The sequence below is a fragment of the Pseudoclavibacter sp. 13-3 genome, from assembly GCF_021168475.1.
GTDB lineage: Bacteria > Actinomycetota > Actinomycetes > Actinomycetales > Microbacteriaceae > Pseudoclavibacter_A.
The window spans coordinates 317,518-334,720 of record NZ_JAJOZT010000001.1 but is presented as its reverse complement, the minus strand read 5'-3'; the positions used below and the strand labels follow the sequence as shown (position 1 = coordinate 334,720).

Annotated in this window: 11 protein-coding genes and 1 pseudogene; 6 read left to right on the top strand and 6 right to left on the bottom strand. The window is 59.1% G+C overall.

All coding sequences use genetic code 11. The features are described 5' to 3' along the window. Nucleotides 1-2 precede the first annotated feature (2 nt). From LRX77_RS01505 to LRX77_RS01490, 4 genes are read left to right on the top strand one after another with little or no spacing between them, the layout of a single operon-like run. The gene (locus LRX77_RS01505) at nt 3-1,544 is read left to right on the top strand and encodes an ATP-binding protein (protein ID WP_231831078.1); all 1,542 of its coding nucleotides are present in this window, start codon (nt 3-5) and stop codon (nt 1,542-1,544) included. Further along, nucleotides 1,534-2,529 carry a PD-(D/E)XK motif protein gene (locus tag LRX77_RS01500; protein ID WP_231831077.1) on the top strand — a complete coding sequence of 332 codons (996 nt, stop codon included), beginning with the start codon at nt 1,534-1,536 and terminating at the stop codon, nt 2,527-2,529. The genes LRX77_RS01505 and LRX77_RS01500 overlap by 11 nt, the downstream gene beginning before the upstream one ends. Then, nucleotides 2,519-5,515 carry a Z1 domain-containing protein gene (locus LRX77_RS01495; protein WP_231831076.1) on the top strand — a complete coding sequence of 999 codons (2,997 nt, stop codon included), beginning with the start codon at nt 2,519-2,521 and terminating at the stop codon, nt 5,513-5,515. Before LRX77_RS01500 ends, LRX77_RS01495 begins: the two co-directional genes overlap by 11 nt. 59 nt (nt 5,516-5,574) lie before the next feature. After that, on the top strand, nt 5,575-5,958 hold the full coding sequence (locus tag LRX77_RS01490) for a very short patch repair endonuclease (protein ID WP_231831074.1): 384 nt from the start codon (nt 5,575-5,577) through the stop codon (nt 5,956-5,958). Here the strand turns inward: LRX77_RS01490 and LRX77_RS01485 are convergent. The 4 genes from LRX77_RS01485 to LRX77_RS01470 form a co-directional block, all read right to left on the bottom strand. Further along, on the bottom strand, nt 5,950-8,169 hold the full coding sequence (locus tag LRX77_RS01485) for an ATP-binding protein (RefSeq protein ID WP_269453597.1): 2,220 nt from the start codon (nt 8,167-8,169) through the stop codon (nt 5,950-5,952). The genes LRX77_RS01490 and LRX77_RS01485 overlap by 9 nt on opposite strands. A gap of 970 nt (nt 8,170-9,139) precedes the next feature. Continuing rightward, a complete protein-coding gene (locus LRX77_RS01480) occupies nt 9,140-9,796 on the bottom strand; it encodes a hypothetical protein (RefSeq protein ID WP_231831071.1) in 657 nt (218 codons plus the stop codon). A gap of 125 nt (nt 9,797-9,921) precedes the next feature. Next, on the bottom strand, nt 9,922-12,270 hold the full coding sequence (locus tag LRX77_RS01475; RefSeq protein WP_231831070.1) for a DEAD/DEAH box helicase: 2,349 nt from the start codon (nt 12,268-12,270) through the stop codon (nt 9,922-9,924). Further along, complete coding sequence (locus LRX77_RS01470) at nt 12,263-13,060, bottom strand: hypothetical protein (RefSeq protein WP_231831068.1); 798 nt, start codon at nt 13,058-13,060, stop codon at nt 12,263-12,265. Before LRX77_RS01470 ends, LRX77_RS01475 begins: the two co-directional genes overlap by 8 nt. Nucleotides 13,061-13,622: 562 nt before the next feature. Here LRX77_RS01470 and LRX77_RS01465 point away from each other — a divergent pair. Then, nucleotides 13,623-14,623, top strand: a pseudogene (locus LRX77_RS01465) (IS481 family transposase). Nucleotides 14,624-14,769: 146 nt separating this feature from the next. Here the strand turns inward: LRX77_RS01465 and LRX77_RS01460 are convergent. Together LRX77_RS01460 and LRX77_RS01455 are read right to left on the bottom strand one after the other, a co-directional pair. Further along, nucleotides 14,770-15,849, bottom strand: a complete 1,080-nt coding sequence (locus LRX77_RS01460; protein WP_231831067.1) for a restriction endonuclease — start codon at nt 15,847-15,849, stop codon at nt 14,770-14,772. Between the two features lie 261 nt (nt 15,850-16,110). Then, entirely contained in the window at nt 16,111-16,371 is a 261-nt protein-coding gene (locus LRX77_RS01455) for a hypothetical protein (protein ID WP_231831066.1), read from the bottom strand. Between the two features lie 372 nt (nt 16,372-16,743). On the opposite strand from LRX77_RS01455, the gene LRX77_RS01450 reads away from it, so the two are divergent. Next, nucleotides 16,744-17,199, top strand: a complete 456-nt coding sequence (locus tag LRX77_RS01450) for a hypothetical protein (protein WP_231831065.1) — start codon at nt 16,744-16,746, stop codon at nt 17,197-17,199. The last annotated feature ends 4 nt before the right edge of the window (nt 17,200-17,203 follow it).

The window sequence follows — 17,203 nt, the reverse complement described above, 5'->3', positions numbered from 1 at the left end:
GTATGGGGGCGCAGGACGAGGGCGCGGTGCAGGCGATCGGTTCGCGGCGGGTGCCGCCCGACCCGAGCATCGCCGAGGCCGTCGGTAGGCATCATTCGCTCGCCACGGCCATCGCCGATCTGGTCGACAACAGCATCGACGCGGGAGCCGGGCACGTGCACATCCGCTTCCTCTCGCACAGTGGCGTCGTCGACGGCCTGCGGGTCATCGATGACGGGCGGGGCATGGACGATGCGGCTATCGATCGCGCCATGACGTTCGGCGGGCGCCGCGACTACGACGAAGACGACCTCGGTAATTTCGGTCTCGGCTTGAAGGCGGCCTCTCTGAGCCAGGCCGACGCCCTCGACGTCTACAGCATCGAGGCTGGCGGTTCTTTGGCTGTGGGCAGGCGCATTCTCGCGGAGGACCCCACGACAGTCGCAGAGCTCGACCCCGAGAACGTCGCAGCGGCACTCGAAGAAGGGCCTGCGCACATCCCCGGAACCGACCGAGAGCACGGGACAGTGGTCGAGTGGCGCAGTGTGCGCACTTTCCTGAGCTCGTCCGACGAGGACGATCGTGCGGCCTGGCTGGCGGATACAGTCGAGCGCATCCGCACCCATCTCGGACTCGTACTGCACCGGATCATTGCACGAGGAGACGTCGCTATCACCATCGACGAGTTCGACCTCGACGCGAGACGCCCGGGTGTGACCAGGTCGGTAGAGCCGATCGATCCGCTCGGATACCGTTCTGTCGGGCGACGGCCCGGAACGCTGCTCCGCGGGAGGATCGATGGCGAGGGCTTCGACCTCGATGCGCATGTCTGGCCGGCGTTGCAGAAGGGATCGCCTGCCTTCCGCCTGTTCGGGATCCACGGAGGCCAGTACCAGGGGTTCTTCGTCTATCGCAACGACAGACTGCTGCAGACGGGCGGTTGGAACGGAGTTGCGCACCGCAACCAAGACCTCGACTACGCTCGGATCGCGCTCGACATAGACAGACTGCCGCCGAAGCGGGTGACGATCAACCCCGAGAAATCTGGCGTCGAGTTCGATGCGGACTTCCGAGAGGCTGTGGAGGCGAGCATCGCATCCGACGGCACGGGGTTTCGCGACTTCCTCGAGTTTGCCGAGGGGGCATCCAGGATTTCTCGGAAGCGGCACCGACGGCCGGTGATTCTCTCGGGCGTGACACGGGGCCTCAGCCCTGCGCTCAGGAACGACCTCGAGGACATCGTCACGTCTCCTGAACAGGGACCAATCGAGATCCGCTGGCGCACGATGCGGGACGGTGCTCTGGTGCGCGTCGATCTTGAGAGGAGAACGCTTTGGCTCAATTCGACCTATCGTGAGTACCTCGGTGCCTCAACAGGCGAGGCCGATGACGCGCCGTTCGTGAAGATGCTCCTGCTGCTGGTCTACTCGAAATACTTCGAGGGCGAGATGCTCGGAGTCAGGGAGAAGGACGAGCTCAGGGCGTGGGAAGAGCTGCTGCATGGCGCTTTGGACGAGGAACTGGAACGCAGGTCGTATGGTGAGGAGACGAACGATGGACGTTGAGACCGGCCGGATGCTGAAGCCTGAAAACTTGGAGCAGTACCTGCGAGCGGAGGCAGAGCTAGTGCTGCCGCTGTCGGCGATGCCGCAGACGAGGATGCTCATTGAGCCACGCAATCAGACGCTGACGCTACGATCGCCGAAATCGGGGCCGTTGCCGGACGTGGGCGCCTACGACAGACTGTCGATCGATGTCGTCGAGGAGCCCGGTGAAGACGAGGATTGGTACGACCTGCGGGTCGACGTCGACGGCACCGGTTACGAGGGCTATTCCTTCATCATGAAGGTGGTGGACCAGCTCGAAGCTGGCCGTTCGCTGAAAGGCGCCATCGGCGAGGCCCTCGTAACGTTCAAGGAGCTCTTGTCGAAGAAGCGGAGACTCAGCGACGAGCAGGAGATCGGCCTGTTCGGCGAGCTCGGCATGTTCGCGCATCTGGTCGAGGGAATCGGTGAGGAGGCCGCTACTGCGGCTTGGCTCGGCCCGGACAGTGAGGAGCATGACTTTGTGCTGCCCGGGTTCGACGCGGAGGTGAAGACCACGCGCACGGAGGCGCGGGTTCATGTCATCGGCAGCGCGACGCAGCTTGAGCCCTCGCCGGGGCGGCCGCTCTACCTGGTATCGATCCAGGTGACTTCTGCAGGCGCTGCAGCCGAGGGTGAAACGCTGACCGAACGGGTGAGACGCGTCCGAGGGCTTCTGGAGCGCTCCCTCCGCGTCTTCGATGATCGGCTGCGGGGACTCGGATGGGATGTGCGCACTGCCGACGATCTCTACACGCGCAGGTACCTCTCCAGGAGCGAGCCGAGGGCCTACACTGTCGATGCTGACTTCCCGGCCATCGGTTCTGAGGACATCGCGAGTATCGTTGCCCGACCCGAGCTTGTCGTAGGTCTGGTCTACCGTATCGATGTGACAGGGCTGGAGGCCGCAGAGCCTCCGGCTGAACTCACTGGTTTCTGCGAGAGAAAGGCCGACCATGGCGAATGACGACGAAGCGGTCCGGACCGTTCTGAAGGTGCTCAGAGGGCTCAGAGGATACGGACCGGAGAACATCTTAGAGAAGGCGCAGTTCGAGCTGCGCCATTCTGACACCTCGCTCGGCGAAGAAGGACTGGTCGAGATCCTCACTGATGAGGACGTGAACAGCGCCGTCGTCGTGGAATTCCGCATACTGCTCGGGCAGTGGGATGCGGTGGACGACGAGCCTTGGAGCGCAGGGACGGCGCCGCACACCTCAGAGCGCAGAGCGCACGTCTATGACCTGCTCGGGTTCTGTCAGGCTGCAGTGGAGAGTATCGACGAGGCATATCCGCCGAGGCTCAAGGGGGATGTTTTCATCGTCGATAAGGATTGGACTCCGTGGTACACGCCGGAGCGGCGGCGCGATCACGACTTCTACTGGACCGAGTATGCGAAGGTGCTCGGTAGGAAGCTTCCATCCGAGTCTGTCATCGACATCGATACGGCGACGACAAAGATCGTGTCCCGACTTGCGGACCCGACGGCGGCGGCGCCGTATCAGTCGAAGGGACTGGTGGTCGGACACGTGCAGAGCGGAAAGACTGCGAACTTCACCGGTGTGATCGCAAAGGCGATCGACGCAGGGTACCGCCTCATCATTGTCTTGACTGGTACCGTCGAGCTACTCCGAACGCAGACGCAACGCCGGCTGGACATGGAGTTGATCGGCAAGGAGAACATTCTTGGCGGTCGTGACGAGAACAACTCTGATGCGCTGAGCGATGTCGACTACGCGCATGACGGCGATATCGATTGGTACGACGGAAAATTCGTCTCGCACGGCATTGACTTCGGCTCAGGAGGTGCGGCTCCCGCTATCAAGCGCCTCACCGGGAAGAGCGGCGATTACAAGAGTCTGAAAGCGGGACTGGATACGCTGGACTTCCGCAGTGGAAATGAACTGCGAAAGCCCGCGCTGCCTGTGTGGAATGAGCAGAACGTCTTTGGAACTGACGTGCGGATCGCCGTTGTCAAGAAGAACAAGAGCGTACTGAAAAAGCTCGTCCATGATCTGAAGAATGTTCGTGCCAGTCTGAATGAGATACCCGCGCTGATCATCGACGATGAAGCCGATCAGGCCTCGGTGAACACGGTGAATCCGAAGAAGAGACAAACCCCTGGGAACTCTGACAGGACGGCGATCAACAGTCTCATCTCGCAGCTACTGCACGAGCTCAAGAGAGCGCAGTATATCGGCTACACTGCGACTCCGTTCGCCAACGTCTTCATCTCTCCGGAGGACTCAGAGGACATCTTCCCGCGTGACTTCATCGTCAGCCTGACCCCTCCGAGCGAATACATGGGTGGGCGGAAGTTTCACGATCTTGAGCCGCTCTCGGCCGAGGCGAAGAGAGATCCTGCGTTCTCGAATGAGGCGGCCTTCGTCCGCGGGATGGTCGCAGATGACGAGCAGGGGGAACTCGATGAGCTCCGTGCTGCTCTCGACACATTCGTATTGACCGGAGCGATCAAGCTCTGGCGCAAGGCTCACGGGTTCAAGGTCAAAACAGACCACCATACGATGCTGGTGCACGAATCCGTCAAACAGATCGAGCACAAGGCGCTTGCATCCCTGATCGTACGGGAATGGTCTCGTGCGGGCTTCTCCTCTCCACGAGGGCTTGAACGTTTGAGGGATTTCTTCGAAACGGATATCCGCCCGGTCTCTGAGTCGAGGCTATGGGATGCCCCCTTGCCCGAGCGGTTCGAAGAGCTGAAACGGTTCATCGGTAAGGCACTCGATCAGATCACAGTTTCCAGGGACCCAGTTGTAGTGATCAACGGTGATAAGGAATCGGAGTACGAGCAGATCGACTTCGACAAGGAGCACGTCTGGAGGATTCTCGTCGGTGGCACGAAGCTGAGCCGGGGGTTTACTGTTGAGGGCCTTACAGTGACGTACTATCGCCGCCGGTCCATGCAGGCAGACACACTGATGCAGATGGGGCGCTGGTTCGGCTACCGTCCGGGCTATCAGGATCTCGTCAGGCTCTTCATCGCGCGCAAAGTCTTCGATGGCAGAGGTAAGGAATACGATCTCTACGAGGCGTTCCAGACCATCGTCGAAGACGAGGAGGATTTCCGCAACGAGCTGGAAACCTATGCCGGTGAGGACGACAGTGGTGAGCCTTTGGTTCGCCCCATAGACGTGCCTCCCATGGTGTTCCAACAGCTTCCTTGGTTAAAGCCTACGAGCCGCAACAAGATGTATAACGCTCAGATCGAGTACAAGGGTGTCGGAGGAAAGCTTCAAGACTTTCCGCGTCAGCCTGACCGAGGTAAAGGGGAGAATAACCGCGTACATTTCCGGGCTGTTGAGGACTGGCTGCTCCGGCTGGGCGACGTTGAGACCTTCGACTACTACGACAAGGTCACGGAGAAGACCAGGCATTTTCTGGCGCGATCGGTGATCGTCAGCGCAGAGGAAATGTTGAATGTGCTGGAGCAGTTTCGATGGGTGGACGGCTTCGACTTCCTTCCAACGCTGAAGATCATGCGGGATGCCATTACGAAGGGCCTGCTGCACGATTGGGCGGTTCTTGTGCCCTATCTCGGGAAGCAACCTGTACTTAGGGCCGTGGACAGCTTAGAGATTCCCATTCTCAAGCGGAAGCGCCGCGAGGATCGTGCGGGCTTCTCGGGCAGCTCCTTCCGGCAGAGAGGTGCTATCGAACGAATCGCCGGCAATACGCTTGCTGTCGGCGGTGAGAAGGCAGAGAAGTTGTACACTCCGACGCGGGGTGCCATGCTGTTGACCTTCGCGGCAGATCCGGCTAAAGGGAAGGATCGAAGCCCGGAGGGTCTGCCGTTGCACGTCAAAACTGAGGATATCGCGACGATCTTCTCACTCGCGATACCTAAGAATGCTGCGCCCAAGGGACGTATCGGTTTTACGGTGCGCAATCGCGAATACGAAGATCAACCGATCGTCTCGGCCGAAGACGGCGAGTGAAGCCTGCAGCTTTGGAGGAAGGGGCTTCCTGGGCGAGCTCACATGGCGTGGCGCGTTCGATGCGCTCGAACAAGCGTCGCGACACTAAACCGGAGCTCGCCCTCCGCTCGATCCTGCACAGGCACGGTCTGCGCTACCGTGTGGATTATGCACCGTTGAATGACCACCGGCGCAGGAAAGCCGACATCGTCTTCACCAAGGCGCACGTGGCGGTGTTCGTTGACGGCTGCTTCTGGCACAGCTGCCCGCTGCACGGGACTGTGCCGAAGACCCACGCTGACTACTGGGAGCCGAAGCTGTCGCGGAACGTTCAGAGGGACAGGGAGACAGACGCTGTTCTGCGTGAGGCGGGCTGGCAAGTGCTTCGGGTTTGGGAGCACGATCTGCCTGCTGATGCAGCAGCTGTAATAGAGGAGACAGTTAAGCGGGCTGGATCACGCTAAAACGGCGGCACGACGTCTGACCGAGCGCCTAACGTGCTTGTCGATTGGCACGGGGCGTTTCGGGCTGTCGAGTAGCTTCCAGGCGATAGCGAACGGAGTTCTTCCCACCTGCTTTGCGACCGATGGGACTGCGGAATAGGGGTCATCGGCAGTCTTGTAGGCGAGCAGAATGCGAGATCGTTCCTCAGGTGTGTACAGCATGCCATGATAGGGAGCGAGTGTCGCATCGTCTTCAAGCGCTTCTGGGCCGAACACAGACAGCACGAGACTCTTGACCACGGCATTGTCAGTCAGCTCGAGGGCGCTGGCGATTTCAGTGATGCTGTCCCTAGCACAGTACTTTTCGAATATCTCCAGGTCGAGTCGGTCGAGCGGAGCGCTGGGGAGCTTGCGCTTTTCGTGAGTGGCACGCCTGACGTCAGGGGGAACGAGAGCAGTCTTCGACGCTTCATGTTTTACTTCTCTCTCGAGCGGATCGAGTGCATCAGGAGCCGTCTCGGCGGCAACAGACGCTCGCTCTGTGACGTCCTCAGTGCGAACCTCTTCAGAAGGCAGGGAATCACCGGGCCGCATGCTCGTGGATGTCTCTGCAGGAGTCGTTTGAACAGGGGAGGCTGGCGGTTGCCGCCGCGAAGCAGTCAGCAAGGCAGCCAAGGCATCTTGAGGCATGCCTTTGAAATCTATCGACGGAGCATCGTCATTTGAAGCATGAATCGCGGCGAGGAGCGCGGTGTCTATCTGCTCCAGATGGTCGAGTGTAGAGGTGCGCAGATGCGATTCCCGAGTGAAATTGGCCTCGGTCAGCAAATAGAGCAGTGTGGAGAACAGGAATGAGCTCGGTGTGTCCTCACCTCCGAAGACATCCGAATAGAGCGAGTTGATCGTCAGAGTCCTGTCGGCCAGATCGACTTTGAAGAGGTCGTCCTCTGCAATCTCACGCCAGACGATATCGACGGGTTCCTTATTCGCCCTCCAACCGAAGCTATCGCAGAGGCCGTTGACCACATCAGAGGGCAGTCCGGAGCCGATCTCGGTGATCGGTTTTGCAGTGCTGCGCTTGTTCGAGTCCTTCCAGACCGAAACGGCTTGATCCAGATATCCGACGAAGTCGCCTCCAGAAGCAGCATCAGCGGCGGCCATGAGGGCGTTGCCGTACTCGGGCTTCAAAGTGACGTCGTTCTTTTCTGGAGTCGGGCTTGCATACGGGAGCAGATCGTCGGTGAGCTCTATCTCGACTCGCGCGAGCTTTAGGTCATTCTTCGGAGCGACCAGCCCGTGCCATCCTGCTTTCAGCGTAAGCAGGCGGTTATTGCGATAGATGTAGAGCCCCTGCCAGTCCACCTTTTTGCCGGGAAGCTTGTCATGGCCCTTCGGAGGCAGGATATGACAGGTCGCGCGTACCTCGGTGCTCCCTGGGCCTGCCGCAGAGAGCTGTACGGGGAATCCCCTTCTTCCAGGAACCTTGTATCCGAATGGGTCGAGGGGATCTACTGAGCGCGGTGCGCCGGAACCACCTGTTGCCAGGTCCAGCACATCCATCTCGATCCTGAGGTCTCCGGCGGAGAGCAGGCGATGGAACACCAAGCCCAGTCCGAGTCTCAACGACTCGATGGTCTGATTCAGCCACTCTTTGCGCTCTGCGGGTACGGGTGAGTTCGACGCTCCTTTGATACCCGCCCACTCGACGACGGTACCCGAGCCGAATGAATAGACGTCGTTACCGAAGCGATATCCCTCTTCCGCCCTATCGGGGGTAATCGACCTGGCCTGGATGTCAGTGTCGCCCTCGCGCGGACTGAGCTCCAGCCCAGCGAAGAGCTGCTCGCCCTCGACGACTGTGGTCGTATAGACGGTCAGTGTCTGTGCATAGCCCATGGATGCGTTTTTCAGGCCGATGCCGAAATGCCCCATGTCGGACGATGAGTATTCTCTGCGGCTCCCAAGCCTCAGTGCGTTCTCCAACGTCGCCTTGTCCATACCTGTGCCGTTGTCTCGGATCTGCATCCCCAGAAGAGAAGCGCCGCGCACGAGGAACCGGATGCGAACTGTGTCGGCCTGAGCATCGATGCTGTTGTCGATGATGTCGGCCACAGCGCTTTCGAGCGAATGCCCTCCGCCAAGAGCGAGAAGCAGCGCGGGATCGGGTGGAAGAACGATCCAAGGGCTTTCAGGGGTTGATCGTCTCGATCTTCTTGTATCCGGCGTCGGCATAAGTTCATCTTAAGACCACGGGTGGTCAAGTCCCTGATAAGCAGGTAGTGCACGGTGCTCTGAGGAGACGGGCTCAGACGCTGAGTTAGAGGACGATGTCGGTGGTCTCCCTTGGGGGTTGCAGATGACTTGAGCGAGGCAGCTTGTGGCGGGGATGTCGAGGTCGGGGCAGTGGATCTCCTCGGCGAACCCTGTGGACACAAAGATGTGTTTGCGACGGAGGAGTCGAGGTGTGCGACCTGTTGGAGAGAGCGCCTTCGACGCGGTCGAGATCTGGTCAGACTGGGCGTGGTGCGTCCGAGCCGGAGGGATCGTCGGCGGGGTATACCATGGGTTGTGCCGCTGGCCAGTGAATCTGGGGAATGACAGCCAAGACACTGAGCGTGTAGTGGGTGTGGCAGCGATTCCAGGCAGTGCCTGGTCGGTTCTAAGCGATTGTCTTGATCACTTTTGGTGCGCATCGCTGGTAACGAGGCACAGTCCGGAATGCAGTGAGTGACGAGAGCGGCGAAGAATCTGGATCATGCTGCACCGGTCTCACATGTCGTAATGCGGGTGTCGAAGTTTCGGCGGTGGTGGCCGTTTGCATCGGGGCTTGGGTTCGTCACTGGGCATTCTTCAATTCCTAGGCGACAACGGCATCGGCATCTACATGCATGAGCACGTTGACCGTGGCCTGTAGCAAGCGGAGCATCAAGTCCGGCGACATGTGGGAGAAGGGGGTTCGCTAGGCACACCGGCAGGCACAGGAATTTGGAGCTCGGCCATCGTGATGATTCCTTTTGCGAGTGAGAAGCAAGAGCCTTCTCGGAAGTTCACACGGTCACCGCACTCATGTCGTGAGCCACGAGCTCGATGGCTGGTGCGTCACACCACTTTGAAGGATTCACTTGAGAGGGCGGCCGCATCGTTGACGGGCGACGTATTGAAGCATCGCGTGTGGTTGTTCAATTCCGGCTGAGAGGCTGGGCTAACTTCGCGACCTTACGTCTCGTCGACTCAAGCTCGGGGACGCTTCCAGCCGCTCTATCTTTTCGGCACTGTCGACGCCCAGTTCCACGCATCGTCCGAGGACTCGGAGTGGATGGTCCGCCGGAAGCGGGTCTGCGCTTCCGAGAGCGGCACGTTGTTCAATAACCATGCCGGGCAGCGAAAACAGGTAGGCCAGGTCTGGAACGACCCGCAGCATGAATTTACGTGCGAATGTCAACTTCTTGTCCGCATTCTTTGCTAACTTGCGGGTGATTCCTACCTGTTGAATCTTCAAAAGTGACTCGCCGCGGAGCCACGGAGGCAAAAGGACCCGCAAATGTTGGACGAGCATGCTGCCCGACGTTACCCAGTCGTCGAGTTCTTCGGGAGCACCTGTGAGCGCGGCTCTGCTGCCGGCTCGAAGCATCGCCTCCGTCATGGCGGACCGCGTCTCTAGAAGGTTAAGGATCCAGGCAGACCACGACTCGATGGTCCCAATGCCCGCTGGTGCGGAGTTCAGCGACTCCGCGACAAACTGAATATCTGCGAGGGGAAGTCCGGAGATAAGCGCGCACTGCCGGACCCAAGGTTCGGCATCCTCAGCTTCGACTAAAGCAGATAGCTGCGCAACTTTCTGATTGATCCATGTCTCCATTTTCGTCCCTCGCGAGGTGTGGGCCAGCAGGCTGCTCTGAATGAGTCGAGGGCCAACTGTTGTGTCAGCAACGCTATCGAGGCGACGAGTGAGGTAGTCAACGAGCGGCGGGCGGTCTTCGCCGTCTAGTGCAGTGAGAAGAGGTTGAAAAGGGTCTGTAAGCGTAACACACTGGTCACTCTTGGAGAAAGCATCTTGGAGGGGGGCCACGCTGCACCAATCTGACCTTCACCGTCGTACTCGACGAGGTCTCCAGGGATCACGAGAACAAGCGCGTTCGCGTGGGCACCTGCGCGACCCGCCCTTCCTGCTGCGTTAAGCAGTTCATGGGACTCGACACGCGCGCGTGAGTTCGTTGCTGTATCAAATCTCCGATCGCTGGTGATGATCACGAACTCGCTGGGAAAATTCATTCCTTGAGCGATCGTTGATGTCGCAACCAGGACGGGCACGCCATCCGGGCGCTGGTAGAGCCGCTCGTGAAGCCGGCGTTCATCCGGAAGCAACAGGCTATGATGCGGGATCGCATCTCCTCGCACGCCGCCTTCATCGATGGCGAGGTACATCGCGGACTCAGTGCCAAGCGCGTCCACGATGCGCTTCATCAAGTCGCGTTCTGCGGAGACTAATCGAGTATGGCGCGTACCACCGGTTGATATATCTCGAGCAATCGATACAGTCCACGTTGGCTGGTTAGCGAACACGAGCGTCTTCATTCCAGAACGGGCAGAGGCCCGTGCGAGACTGGCAGCTACCTGGTTGGCATTGGGCGTCAGCCACCACGCATTGTCTTTGGATCGTTTGCCGCCAATGGCTAGCGGAACCTGCTCGTCGAGCAAGCGGACGAAGCGGTAGTCCCGTGTATTGCTCGACTCCCACGTCGACCGAAGACTAAATAATCCGTATGGGAATGCTGTCATCGTCTTGCGCGTTGCAGCCGGGACGCCTTGGGTGGTTGAGGACTGGAAGGCTTCATCAAGCTGGGCTCGGAGCTGCCGGACTCTCTGGGCGTCGTAGACGAGGGCTCCGCGAGCCTGGCGCGTGGGCTTCCACGGATCGTCGAGGGCGATCGCTTTTCGCTCGGTAATCGAGGCCAGCCAGGTGGAGAGCTCTTCTGCGTTTGCGATCATCGCAGACACTAGCAGTAGATCTGCTGCTGGGAATCTCGTCGCCAGAGTCAGGAAGCAGAGCGTTGCGTCGATTGATCGGCGCGTGGGCTCAGAGCCTTCTGAGTGCATAAGGTGCGCCTCATCGAACATGACGAGACCGACATCACCAAACCGTTGGAAGTCAAGACCAAGGGCCGCCAAACAGCTCTCGGGAGTCATAACGTAGATCTTAGGGCCAACGTTGCCAAGCCCTATAAGATCTTCGTCGGCTTCTCGTTGCGCAATTACTGTCGCCGTGGGTGCCACTTGCCTGAAGGCGCGGGCTAGCTGATCGACTAGTGACAAGGTCGGAGCCAGGCAGATGACGTTCTTTCCTCGAAGGACTGTGGCAACAACTTTGAGTTCTGACAGTGTTGATTTCCCTGCGCCCGTAGGGAACGCGAGCACAGCCGATGTGCCCTCGTCGAGGAGGCCTGAATCGAGGGCGGCGCGATGATTCCGCCAGAGCAACGGACGGCGCCGAGCTGTACGTACCAGATGTTGCGCCCATCCAGCGGCATCCACGTTGTGGGGCGCATCGATCGCAGCGGTAGAGGACAGGAGTAGCGTCGGTTCAGCCATCTCGAGAAGTCGTGCGAGGTGCCAGGGGCCGACGATTCGATTCGTGACAGTGCGAGTGCTGTCGCTGGAACCGAAAGTGAGAGTGCTCAACATACTTGAAGCGATGTCTGCAAAGGACTCGATGTCATGTTCGATAGAAGGTTGGCCATCCAACTTAGCTATCAGCGCTAGTAATGTCCTCTCACACTTCCAGTAGCCGATTGTTGCGCCAAGGGTTGAAGGGTCTTCGTCTGGATTGAGAATAATGGTTTGCCGAGAGTCATTGAGATGTACTTCCCCTCGTCCGAGGAGGCGTATCAGTTCCAACAAGGATGAGAGAGGTGTCTCGTTATTCTCTTCGACGAATGATGCCGCTTCTGACGCGTCCGGTGCCGCATCGGCGACTAAGAATAGCAGCGTTGCAGCGACAGCAGCGGAAATAGACTCAGAGCCCAGTGGCCGGGGGTTCCGCTGATCGTTCGAGAGCGCTTGGGACAGCGCATGGTATGCGCTGGCCGCTACATATGCGGCCGACTGCTGAACCTCTGGGTCATCGATTGCGAGGGCAATTGCTTCATTGGAAGCTCCGATAGATCGGAGCTCATCAAGTAGTCGATCCTCTGCACGTAGGTCAGTTCCGAGAAGAGACTTGGCTACCGTGACCTGGACGTATGCATCTGTGATCTGGTCGGCAAGTCTCTCGTTATCTACCCCGGTGAGCCGTGGCGACGCTGCGATGAGTGCGGAAGTAACTGAGTCAAACATGGCGGTCGGCCTTCAATATCTCGACGGCGCGGAAGCATAGCGCATCCATCCAGTCTCGAAGGTTATCAACTTCGAGAACGTTCCCTCGCCTACGTGCTCGGGAGCCTGGCACAGAGGACTCAAAATCGTTGAATAGGCCGTTGAAATCGCGCGCCTGAGTATGATACTGACCCGCCGTGACGGAGGCTCGATATGCCAGGCCCTCAGGGGTTCGGAGTAGACGATCCACAGCTTCAGTGACGCTTTCCAAAGAGTATCGACCATTCAAGAGTGCGCCGATTTCCACTGCGATTCTCGGATGGCGATCTCCACGCTCAATACTGACGAACTCGGGCCAGACCATTTCCCTAACCGTGTCCCTTGGCGAGTCAGTCGCCTTATCCTCCGATATGACTGCCCGAGCTACCTTGCCTGTGCCTGGATCAAATTCCAGTTGGAATCCATCGAAGCCCTTTGACGCTTGATCCATTTGAGGAAAACGAGTGAGGCCATCTGACTCTTCGATCGCTGCGATCCAAGAAATGAGCTGGAACACCCAGCCATCACGGTGCCATGGGTCCATACCCTGTGGAACCGTCAGCGACTTAATAGCGGAATCGATGCTATACGTGGCTGGGATGGATTGCCACGATCCGGTTGACTTTAGCAGCCTTTCGACATGGGCGCATTGGCCGAGCGCAAGGTCTGCAATGGCACGGGCGAGTGACTCACGGTCGTCAGACTTCCAGATCCGCCCACAGTAATCTGTTGGCTGTGGTCGAAGCGCTTCATGGTGGAAAAGTTTACCCACGGAACTCTTTCGGTTAGTTGCCAGTGTGTAGTTGTAATCAACAGACGACGATAATCTAGGAAGTCTAGGATCAAGGATACAACTGCCTGACGTCTTCTCCTAGACGATGATAAGACTCAGACGGAGCCGCTCAGGTCTATCCCAGCCGCAGCACTGAACTCCCGCTGCGCCCAGAGCCAGTCAACGGCAGCTCTGAGGTTTTGTCTATTGAGTGTCTTTCCTGCGTGGCTGTACCGTGCTCTGGCACTTGGCATAGTGATAAGCGACAGATCGGATACTCTCGCCGCTCGCCTTCGTCATTTTGATGGCGTACAAATCAGTGGACGTGCGTTGCGTACAGAATCTGTATCTTGTAGGACAAGCGAAATGTGCAGTGCTTAATTCTCCAGTGAGAAATTGCGCTAGCCACGCATCAACGTCCTGTGGGGCAGGCCCTGGAAACCGAATGTCAATGGACCAGATGAGTATGCTAGGTGTTCTTCCCATGGAGGTTCTGGGCAGCGTGACGGGATGAGGTGAGGACCTCCGGTATCGATGTGCGTCACGACACTCACTCGATTCCATGGAGGTCCTCGTGCCATGGGCTACTCATGCACGCGCCGCGCTCACGGTGGACGGGCGGATCAAGATCGCTCGGCTCGTGATCGACGATGGCTGGACGCAGGCGCGGGTCGCGGAGCGTTTCCAAGTCGCTCGCGGCAAGGTTTCGAAGTGGGTGGCACGGTATCAGGCCGGTGGCCAGGCAGCGATGGTGGATCGTTCCTCGAGGTCAGTCATGTCGCCATCGCGGACGTCGCAGCCCACGGAACGGCGGATCATCGGGTTGCAGATGAACCGGCGGTGGGGTCTGCACCGGATTGCCTATCACCTGCACCTGCTGCAGCCCGCAGCCTCGACAGTGCTGAAGCAGTACCGGATTCCGGTGCTGGGACAGGTCGACAAGAACGCTGGCATCCGTGCGTACAAGCCCCAGCCGGTCCGTTATGAGCGGCAGACACAGGGTGAGCTGGTGCACGTTGACGTGAAGACGATCGGCCGTATCCACAACGGCGCTGGCTGGTGCGTCCTGGGCCGTGAGGCGGGCCGAAAGCGACGGTCTGGGCCGGATACTCCTACCTGTATTTCGCGATCGATGCCAACGCCCGTCTGGTCTACTCGGAGATCCTCGACGACGAACGCAAAGACATCGCCGCTGGGTTCTGGGAACGCGTTCTACGCCCACCACGGGATCACCGTGCAGCGGGTGATGACCGACAACGGCTCCTGCTGCCGCTCGAAGGCGTTTAACGAGGCCCTTGGCGACGACGTGGAAGACAAGTACACCCGCCCCTGCCGACCGCAGACCAACTGGAAGATCGAACGGTTCCACCGCACCCTCTCCGACGCATGTGCCTACGCACGTCACGACGATTCAGACCAGCAGCGTGCCGCCAGCTACCACGCCAGCTGCACCACTACAATCATCTCCGACCTCGCACAGGCATCGGAGCCCTCTCACCCATCGATCGCCTCCACAACGTCAGTAGGAAGAACACCCAGGCATGCTGCTCGACAGGGAGATGATCGCCTGCACACACTGCAACAGGGTCTGCCTGCTTTTATTGCTTGAACGACAGTCCCTCACCTGGAGGAACACCTAGCCTGCTCCAACTGGACATTGGCTCATTCACATCCAGCGGTCGAATCAACGTCAGGTGCGATAGGCAGTGCTACACAGTCTCACTCTCATCGATGAGCCATGTCTTGCGCAGTGGGATCGCGCGCTTAACCGTATCGGGCATGACGTCGTAGTGCTCGAGCAGACGATTGAGCACCTCTTCGGCGTCCCACACTGCCACTCGGAGTCGCTGAGAATTCACCTTTTCGTTGGCTTGGGCCGTTAGCCCGCCCAATGCAACGAGGAGGCCGTGGTCTGCCTGGTGCTGGCTGACCACGCCGCCGAGTTGATCAAGCACTTGTGAGCCGACGTGAGTCGGCTGAGACTTCACCTGAACGATGATGGTCGGTGACGAGATCCCCAGGACTCCAGAACCCGCGATGATGTCGATCCCACCGTCGGCGCCCTTCGGCGGAACTTTGCACGTCATGCCTTCGGCACGCAGGATCTCTGCAATCAAATCTTGAAGCGCGTGTCCGGCGTACTGCTCACGAATGCGAACGAGAATCCGATCACGTGAGTAGCGGATGATATCTTGCCCGTCCGCAGCGATCGCCTCGTCAGAGTCCAGAACGTCGGCATCGGCCGAGGGGATGTTGAGTGGTGCTTTGGCTCGAGCACCGGGGTCGGTTTCAGCTCCGTCGTGCACTTGCCAGAGTCGCCATGCAGCGTCATTGCGTTTGATCTCACAGACCGTGCTGAACGCTCCAAGCGAATAGAGCAAATCTTGATTGATTGACCCCCGGCTGACGTCGACGCGATCCCAAGTCACCTTTCGAACATGTGTGAGCCCAGAAGACTCAGGAAGATACTCGTAGTCGCCCGTGACTGTGCCGAAGGCGAGCAGCCCCGCCTTTGTCTGCGGGAGAACGACGAGATCGCCGACGGCGATCTTGTTGACGAACGAGTTGAGCTGCGCTGCGTATGCGCTGATGCTGCCCTTCTTCATGCCGGGCATCTGCTGGGCAACCATCTTCTTCATCGCCTGAAGATCTGGTGCCTGAGCGAGCGAACCCAGTTCGGGGAAGCCGATGCCGGTGTACCCGCTCTCCAACATCCATGAATCGAAACGCACGTCTTTGGACCCACGCACCAACCATGCTCTGGGAACGTTCCCTCGGGCAACAGTCATAATTCCGCTCCTCACGTTCCATTGCTCTTGAGGAATCACACCGATGCTCAGAACGGCGTATGACTGGACGTCTGGCTGGTTGTGCGCGGTATTCTTCCTCAATGATTCTGCCAGTCACCATCGACTCCATACACCAAGCCCGTTGCGTGTCATCGAAACTCTGCGGCCTGACTGGTGGTGTGCCGGTCTGTCAACGGCCCGGCTGCTGCGGCGGCCACGGGCCGGCTGCATGACGTTGAGGGCTTGCGATCGATGGGGGTGTCAGCGCAGAGCACTCTCACGCAGCCCACCGATATTGCGCTCGTAGCGCTCCCGCAGGCGCTCAGGCGGATTGTTCGTCAGGTTCGACGTCATGTCGGCGAGCTTCACCGTGATGGCAACGTGATCATTCGAGGCGATAACTCGGTCGATGAACTCGTCATACGTCTCGTCTGGCCGCCGGCTGTCGATCTCGAGTGAGGGGATGAGCTCCGGGAACTCTGCTTCGAGCCGACCCCGAAACTCTGGATGGTCTTCGAGCACGTCGCGCAGAATGCTCTGCTGTATGCAGACTATTGCGCCCCCGTAGACGTCGTCGTCAACACGCGCACACCGGAGATGGTTCCACGCCTGCTGACACCGTCGTTGCGCCCAGAGGTCGAAGCCGCAAGCTCAGCGAAGCCATCTGGGCCTGGAAGTCGTCAAGATCTTTGTCGCTGCTGTCTGCTTGGGTGAAGAGCGAGCCCAGACGTTGCGACCAGGATCCAACGCAGAGGGGAAGCGGGCAGTGCATGGCTGAAGTACTTGCAGAGCGTCTGTCGCCATACCGATGTTCACGACTGGAGACGCGAACGTTGCTAGTCTCGAACGGGAGTCGCTGCACTGTGCAGCCGACTGGACAATCAGGGGGAACAAGTGAAACACCGAATCGCCGCCATCGCTCTCGTCGTCGCGACAGGCGTCGCAGGTTTGAGCCTGGTCGGCTGCACCTCGCCATCTGGAACCGGCTCGAACGACGGCCCGACCGCCGCTGAGTCGAAGGCACCACTCACGTTGACCGGAGAGTGGGTGGAGGCTGACTCCGGCACGACGACCATGATGCAGAGCGCCACGATCACCGACACGACCATTGAGATCAACTGGGAACAGTCTGATGGCACTCGTGCTCTTTACTGGTCGGGCAGCTTCGTCGCGCCGACTACCACTGACGATGAATATCACTGGGATTCCACGAACAACACTGAGAAGACGAAGAATGCGCTGTTGGCCTCTTCTGACGCCAAGAAGTCGTTCACTTACGACAATGGCGTTCTGAGTTACGAGGTGAGCGCTCTCGGCGTGACCAAGACTGCTCATCTGAAGCGCAAGTAGTGCT

Excerpts from the sequence above, each read along its gene's own strand:
- LRX77_RS01505 (WP_231831078.1), top strand. The coding sequence starts at position 3 with ATGGGGGCGCAGGACGAGGGCGCGGTGCAGGCGATCGGTTCGCGGCGG.
- LRX77_RS01500 (WP_231831077.1), top strand. The coding sequence starts at position 1,534 with ATGGACGTTGAGACCGGCCGGATGCTGAAGCCTGAAAACTTGGAGCAG.
- LRX77_RS01495 (WP_231831076.1), top strand. The coding sequence starts at position 2,519 with ATGGCGAATGACGACGAAGCGGTCCGGACCGTTCTGAAGGTGCTCAGA.
- LRX77_RS01490 (WP_231831074.1), top strand. The coding sequence starts at position 5,575 with ATGCGCTCGAACAAGCGTCGCGACACTAAACCGGAGCTCGCCCTCCGC.
- LRX77_RS01485 (WP_269453597.1), bottom strand. The coding sequence starts at position 8,169 with ATGCCGACGCCGGATACAAGAAGATCGAGACGATCAACCCCTGAAAGC.
- LRX77_RS01480 (WP_231831071.1), bottom strand. The coding sequence starts at position 9,796 with ATGGAGACATGGATCAATCAGAAAGTTGCGCAGCTATCTGCTTTAGTC.
- LRX77_RS01475 (WP_231831070.1), bottom strand. The coding sequence starts at position 12,270 with ATGTTTGACTCAGTTACTTCCGCACTCATCGCAGCGTCGCCACGGCTC.
- LRX77_RS01460 (WP_231831067.1), bottom strand. The coding sequence starts at position 15,849 with ATGACTGTTGCCCGAGGGAACGTTCCCAGAGCATGGTTGGTGCGTGGG.